At 72.8% G+C, this 5,918-nt stretch carries 7 protein-coding genes and 1 riboswitch; of the genes, 3 read left to right on the top strand and 4 right to left on the bottom strand.

Annotated features, from left to right (window positions below; genetic code table 11):
- Positions 1-321 precede the first annotated feature (321 nt).
- From AC2W7J_RS14845 to mtrA, 4 genes are read right to left on the bottom strand one after another with little or no spacing between them, the layout of a single operon-like run.
- Positions 322-2,142: an LpqB family beta-propeller domain-containing protein gene (locus tag AC2W7J_RS14845; protein WP_485983327.1), complete on the bottom strand. Its 1,821-nt coding sequence runs from the start codon at positions 2,140-2,142 to the stop codon at positions 322-324.
- Positions 2,143-2,152: 10 nt separating this feature from the next.
- Complete coding sequence (locus AC2W7J_RS14840) at positions 2,153-2,950, bottom strand: ATP-binding protein (RefSeq protein WP_485983325.1); 798 nt, start codon at positions 2,948-2,950, stop codon at positions 2,153-2,155.
- Positions 2,848-3,873 carry a HAMP domain-containing protein gene (locus AC2W7J_RS14835; protein WP_485983323.1) on the bottom strand — a complete coding sequence of 342 codons (1,026 nt, stop codon included), beginning with the start codon at positions 3,871-3,873 and terminating at the stop codon, positions 2,848-2,850. The genes AC2W7J_RS14840 and AC2W7J_RS14835 overlap by 103 nt, the downstream gene beginning before the upstream one ends.
- A gap of 2 nt (positions 3,874-3,875) precedes the next feature.
- On the bottom strand, positions 3,876-4,553 hold the full coding sequence (gene mtrA, locus AC2W7J_RS14830; RefSeq protein WP_369694811.1) for an MtrAB system response regulator MtrA: 678 nt from the start codon (positions 4,551-4,553) through the stop codon (positions 3,876-3,878).
- 91 nt (positions 4,554-4,644) lie between these two features.
- A riboswitch (guanidine-III (ykkC-III) riboswitch) is annotated at positions 4,645-4,711 on the top strand.
- An 11-nt stretch (positions 4,712-4,722) separates the two neighbouring features.
- Between mtrA and AC2W7J_RS14825 the strand changes: the two genes are divergently transcribed.
- The 3 genes from AC2W7J_RS14825 to AC2W7J_RS14815 all read left to right on the top strand — a co-directional run.
- Positions 4,723-5,037: a DMT family transporter gene (locus AC2W7J_RS14825; RefSeq protein WP_485983321.1), complete on the top strand. Its 315-nt coding sequence runs from the start codon at positions 4,723-4,725 to the stop codon at positions 5,035-5,037.
- A 1-nt stretch (position 5,038) separates the two neighbouring features.
- A complete protein-coding gene (locus AC2W7J_RS14820) occupies positions 5,039-5,383 on the top strand; it encodes a DMT family transporter (protein WP_255184012.1) in 345 nt (114 codons plus the stop codon).
- Positions 5,384-5,393: 10 nt separating this feature from the next.
- A partial coding sequence (locus AC2W7J_RS14815) for an MsnO8 family LLM class oxidoreductase (protein ID WP_485983319.1) occupies positions 5,394-5,918 on the top strand: 525 nt, incomplete at its 3' end.

Genomic DNA, 5,918 nt, shown 5'->3' with positions numbered 1-5,918 from the left:
CGTCGCGACCCCCTCGTAGCGCACGGTGGCGTGACACCCCGGCCAGCCGGGCGGCACCGGCGACGGCGCCACCGGACCGCGCACACCGAGGGCCAGGTCGGCGAGCTCGGACCGGCAGGGCGGGCACAGCCGACGTCGGGTGCACCGCAGCCGGCGCAGGCACGGGTGAGGACGAGACCACGTGCCGCCCCGAGTGCTCCGGCCAGACCACCTGTCATGCCGCCAGCCTGGGCGAGCTGGCGACCACGGGGGGCCTCACGGCGGCCACCTGTGGACGGTGCGGGTCACCCCCTTCGGGCTGTGGACGAAGGGGGGGCGACCTCACCGCCCGCCGGTGGCCACCCCGGTGAGCGCCGACAGCTCCTGCCACCGTCCGCCGGAGCGCTGGAAGACGCGCTCGCTCTTCGTGATGAGCACGACGTCGCGCTCGTCGCCGGTCGTCGTGACGCGGACGGCTCCGGGGCGCTCCGCCATCTCCTCGACCGCGCCGCCGACGTGCACGAGGTGAGGCTGGAGGACCGACTGCTTGTCACGTCGACCGATGACGGCCAAGGTGCTCTCGCCGACCCAGACGGCGTCGACCATCTCGACGAGCGAGGCACCGATGCGGAAGGTCCGGGGCGAGGTCTTCAGCGGCAGGCCGTTGGCCTGGCGGACGACGCCGGCGACCTCGAGGATGCTGCCCGTGCCCGGGCTCTCCTCGGAGATCACCGCGATCCGACTGCCCTCCGGGGAGACGACCGCGGACCGCACGTAGCGACGCCCAAGCCACGGGGTCGGCACGTGCTTGGGCGCCGTTGCCGTGGCGTCGTCCGTGTCGGCCGTGGCGTTGATCCCCCACAGGCGACGGCCGGCCTCGCGGCCGAGGCCGGAGCCGCCGACCCACAGGACACCGAAGTAGTCGTAGCAGGGACGGGTCAGGTCGGCGGCGAAGGGCGCGACGTCGACGTGCGTGCCGTCGTCGCGGTAGCGGGCGAGCTCGCGCCCGAGCCGGTCGACCACCGCGAGCTCCTTGCCGTCGGCCCGCAGCCCCATGCTCGGGGCGTCCGAGGGCACGGGCGCGAACTGCGTGGCGGCCGCCTCCATGTGCTGCGCCGACACCGACGAGAGCCGGTCGCCGACCCGCACGACCTTGGTCCCGGCGCGGGCGAGGATCTCCGGTTCGCCCTGGCTACGGTCGACGAAGCCGAGCTGCTCGGGCGACGTGAGCGCCCCGTCGATGCCGAGCTCGAGGGGGTTGCCCGAGAGGGTGATGACCACCTCGGTCACCTGCGGCAGCGACATGAGCGTGGCGACGAGCTGGGCGGCCAGCTGCTTGCGGGTCGTCTGGTCGTCGGCGACCGACTCCGAGTCGAGGTCCACCCGCGCGGCGCCCTCGCGCACCGGGACCGCGTCGACGACGAGGCGCGCGCCGTTGTCCGTCGAGACCGCGTCCTCGAGGTACTCGGGCACGCGGCCGAGCTGGGCGCGCACGAGACGCGTGGCGAGCTGGTCCTGCGGGAACCAGCGCTGGTCGACGACGAGGGTGTTCCACCCGATCGCCGGGTAGTGGACGGGGAAGTCGCGGAAGATGTAGCCGATCTCCTGCTCCTGCAGCAGCCGGCCGAAGCCCTCGTCGAGCGTGTCGATGCGCCACTGCCCGTCCTCCCGGGTGACGCGGAACTCGAAGGTCTGCCAGAGGTTGGGCGGCGCGACCGAGTAGCGCCCCTCGCTGTCGATGACCGCCGCGACGTGCACCTTGAGCCGGTAGAGCCGCGGCGTCCCCTTGACCGCGCGCACGCGGGGCTCGGCGTCGTCGTAGATGACCGTGCTGCTGTCGGGGATCCACCCGCGCGCCATGTCGTCGGTCAGGTAGGAGCGGGTGATGTCGAGCCGCTCGCCGCTCGTCGCCCCGGCGTGGAGGAAGCCGAGGATGATCTCCTGCGGCGTGGCGCCGTCCTCGGGGCGGTTGGGGATGCGGTTGAGCGGCGCGGGCGGCTCACCGTCGACGCGAGGCCCGGTCGGATCGTCGGGTCGGAGCCGAGCCCGCAGCCGGCGAGCGCGCCGGCCGCCGCGATGCGAGGAAGCCGCGCCGGGTGACGTCGCGTGACGTGCCGTCCTCGTGACGTGCCGCCGCGACGGCTCGCACCGTCCGGCTCCCACCCGCGCGAGCTCACCGCGAGCTCCCCGGCAGGTCCCCCTCCCGGGGGGTCAGCGGCAGGGGCGAGGAGCTGAGCGGGCCGCCGGCGGAGCGGGGCACGGTCAGGCGGAAGCGGGATCCCTCACCGGTCTCTCCCCATGCCTGCAGCCACCCGTGGTGGAGCCGGGCGTCCTCGAGGGCGATGGCCAGCCCGAGGCCGGACCCGCCGGTCGTGCGTCCGGGCCGGGTCGGCGCGCCAGAAGCGGTTGAAGACGAGCGAGCCTCGCCGGCCTTGAGCCCGACGCCGTGGTCCTCGACGAGCACCGCGGCCGCCTCGTCGTCGGCGTCGACCCAGATGTCGACGGGGCGGCCCTCGCCGTGCTCGATGGCATTGACCACGAGGTTGCGCAGGACGCGCTCGATGCGGCGCGCGTCGACCTCGGCGACGGCCGTCTGACCCGGGGACTGGTGGACGGTGACCTCGCTCCCCCGGGCGTCGGCGATCGACGCCGTCGAGTCGACGACCCGGTCGACGATGGCGAAGAGGTCGACGGGGTCCTGCTCGAGCACCGCCGCACCCGCGTCGTAGCGGCTGATCTCGAGCAGGTCGGCGAGCAGCTCCTCGAAGCGGTCGAGCTCGTCGTGGAGGAGCTCCGCGGAGCGCCCGGCGACCGGGTCCATCTCGTCGCGCGAGGAGTGCAGCAGGTCGGCGGCCATGCGGATCGTCGTCAGCGGGGTGCGCAGCTCGTGCGAGACGTCGGAGACGAAGCGCTGCTGAACCCGGGAGAGGCCCTCGAGCTGGCGGATCTGGGTCTGGAGGTTGTCGGCCATGTCGTTGAAGGACTGACCGAGCAGGGCGAGGTCGTCGTGGCGCGCGCGGACATGCGCTCGTTGAGGTGGCCGGAGGAGAGCCGCTCGGCGGCTGCCGCCGCCCGGCGCACCGGGGTGACGATCATGCTCGTCACGATGTAGGCGATCGCGGAGACCAGGGCGATGAGGAAGAGCGCACCGAGGATGAAGGAGCGCGAGATCGTCGCGAGCGTCGACTGCTCCTGGTCCATCGGGTAGATGAGGTAGATGTCGTAGGGCCCGGCGCTCGGCACCTCGACCTGCGACCCGACGACGACCGCCGGCACGACGTCGGACCGGGGCTGCGCTCCGGGCAGCTCGGAGCCGACCCCGTCCTGGGGGCCGCGCTCGAGGTCGATGGTCATCGTTGACTGTCGGGAGGGGTCTGCGGAGACGGACTGGCGCAGCGAGCTCGGGATCGCCTCGAGCGAGACGTCGTCCGACTCCTCGCTGGGGATGCGCAGGTCCGTCGTGTTGTCGAGGCTGCGGGTGAAGACGACGTAGCGGCTGTCGTCACCAGCCGGCGCCTTGAGCGTCGTGTTGACGACCGTGTTGGCGAAGACCGACAGCTCCGGCGCCGCCGGGGTCCCCGCGTAGCTGTTGAAGCGGGACTGGGCGTCGTTGGTCAGGTCCCGCGACTCCGCCTGGGCGCGGTCGATCCGGTCGTCGACGAGGCCGTCGGCGATCGAGCGGTACATCGTCAGGCTGATGATCGAGACGACGACGAGACCGAGGATGAGGGTGCTTGTGACGACCCGGAAGCGCAGCGAGCGCCGCCACAGGTCGACGAGTGCGCGCACCCACCGGACCAGCCACCACTCGCGGGGACGGTCGTCCTCGCCGGTCGCCCCGTCGCTGACCGACTCCTGGGCCCCGGCGTCCTCGGTCTCGAGGGCCGAGGTCATCGTCAGGACGGCCCTGCCTTGTAGCCGACGCCGCGGACGGTGACGACGATCTGGGGGTTCTCGGGGTCGTGCTCGATCTTCGAGCGGAGGCGCTGGACGTGGACGTTGACCAGCCGGGTGTCGCCGGCGTGCCGGTAGCCCCACACCTGCTCGAGGAGGACCTCACGGCTGAAGACCTGCCACGGCTTGCGGGCGAGGGCGACGAGCAGGTCGAACTCGAGCGGGGTCAGGCCGAGGGCCTGCTCGCCCCGCTTGACGGAGTGGCCTGCGACGTCGATCGTCAGGTCGCCGATCGTCAGGCGCTCCGGCTCCGGCTCGTCGCCCCGGCGCAGCCGCGCACGCAGGCGGGCGATGAGCTCCTGCGGCTTGAAGGGCTTGACGATGTAGTCGTCGGCACCCGACTCGAGGCCGACGACGACGTCGACGGTGTCGGTGCGGGCGGTGAGCATGACGATCGGCACGCCCGACTCCTGGCGCAGGCGGCGGCAGATCTCGATGCCGTCCATCCCGGGGAGCATGACGTCGAGCAGGACGAGGTCGGGTCGCGTCTCGTGGAAGGCGTCGATGGCGCGGGCGCCGTCGGCGACGTGCGCCACGTCGAGACCCTCCTTGCGCAGGACGATCCCGAGCATCTCCGCCAGCGCCTGGTCGTCGTCGACGACGAGGACACGTCCCTTCACGGTCTTGCCTTCCCACGGGGTGTGCAACTGCCCGCTCATCATCACACAGGGACGGTGCGACACCCGGGAGACACCGCGGTTACGCTGGGTGACGAGGCCCCGGTCCGGGGCCTGCGGACGAGGGAGCCGTACCCGCACCACGACAAGACGGACTCATCGGAGGAGTCCCGTGTCCTGGATCGTGCTCATCGTCTCGGGGATGCTCGAGGCCGTCTGGGCGGCAGCCCTGTCCGCGTCGCACGGCTTCACCCGCCTGCGCCCCACCCTGCTCTTCGCCGCGGCGCTCGTCGCCAGCATGGTCGGACTGGCCTGGGCGATGACGACCATCCCGACCGGCACGGCCTATGCGGTGTGGGTCGGCATCGGCGCCAGCCTCACCGTCGTGTGGTCCATGGCGAAGGGGGACGAGGTCGCCTCCCGCAGCCGGATCGCCCTCGTCGTCCTGCTCGTCGCCTGCGTCGCGGGCCTGAAGGCGGTGTCCTGACATGCCCTGGGTCCTGCTCCTCGTCAGTGCCGTCCTCGAGGCCGTGTGGGCGACCGCTCTGGGCCGCTCCGCAGGCCTCACCGACCCGGTGCCGACGATCGTCTTCCTCGTCGCCCTCGCCCTGAGCATGGGCGGCCTCGCCCTCGCCGTGCGCACGATCCCGATCGGCACGGGCTATGCCATCTGGACCGGTGTCGGCGCCGCCCTCACCGTCGTGTGGGCGATGGCGACCGGCGCCGAGCCCTGGTCGCCGGTCAAGGCACTGCTCATCGCGGGCATCGTCGCGGCCGTCGTGGGACTCAAACTCCTCCCTTCGCCCGACCCCGACGACGACGCATCTGCCTAAGGTCGTGCGGGTGAGCACTCTCCCCGTCCCGATCAGCCTGCTCGACCGCTCGCGCACCCGCGCCGGCGACGACGCGGGGACCGCTCTGCACGACACGGTGGCGCGGGCGCGGCGGGCCGAGGAGCTCGGCTACCGTCGCATCTGGGTGGCCGAGCACCACGCCGTCCCCGGCATCGCCAGTGGCAGCCCGCCGCTGCTCATGGCGACGATCGCGGCCCGCACCGAGCGGATCCGGTTGGGCTCCGCCGGGGTCATGCTGCCCAACCACCGACCGATCGTCGTGGCCGAGCAGGCGAAGATGCTCGCGGCCCTCCACCCCGGCCGCATCGACCTCGGCGTGGGCCGGTCGCTCGGCTTCACCGCGCCCGTGCGCGATGCGCTCGGCGTGCACGACTACGGGCCGGAGCACTTCGCCCGCGCCCTCGAGGAGCTCACCGCCCTGCTCGCGGGCACCGCGCCCGTCACGGCCATGCCGAAGGGAGTGCCCGCTCCCCCGGTCCTGGTGCTGGCAACCGGCTCCGGGCTGGCCGTCGCG

The organism is Janibacter sp. CFPM2_SD2 (genome assembly GCF_057364645.1).
Note: the sequence above shows the minus strand (reverse complement) of the source record. Positions and strands in the feature narration are given on the sequence as shown.

What these genes read in the sequence shown, in the direction of transcription:
- AC2W7J_RS14840 (WP_485983325.1), bottom strand. Translation starts at nt 2,950, where the DNA reads ATGGCCGACAACCTCCAGACCCAGATCCGCCAGCTCGAGGGCCTCTCC.
- AC2W7J_RS14835 (WP_485983323.1), bottom strand. Translation starts at nt 3,873, where the DNA reads ATGACCTCGGCCCTCGAGACCGAGGACGCCGGGGCCCAGGAGTCGGTC.
- AC2W7J_RS14820 (WP_255184012.1), top strand. Translation starts at nt 5,039, where the DNA reads ATGCCCTGGGTCCTGCTCCTCGTCAGTGCCGTCCTCGAGGCCGTGTGG.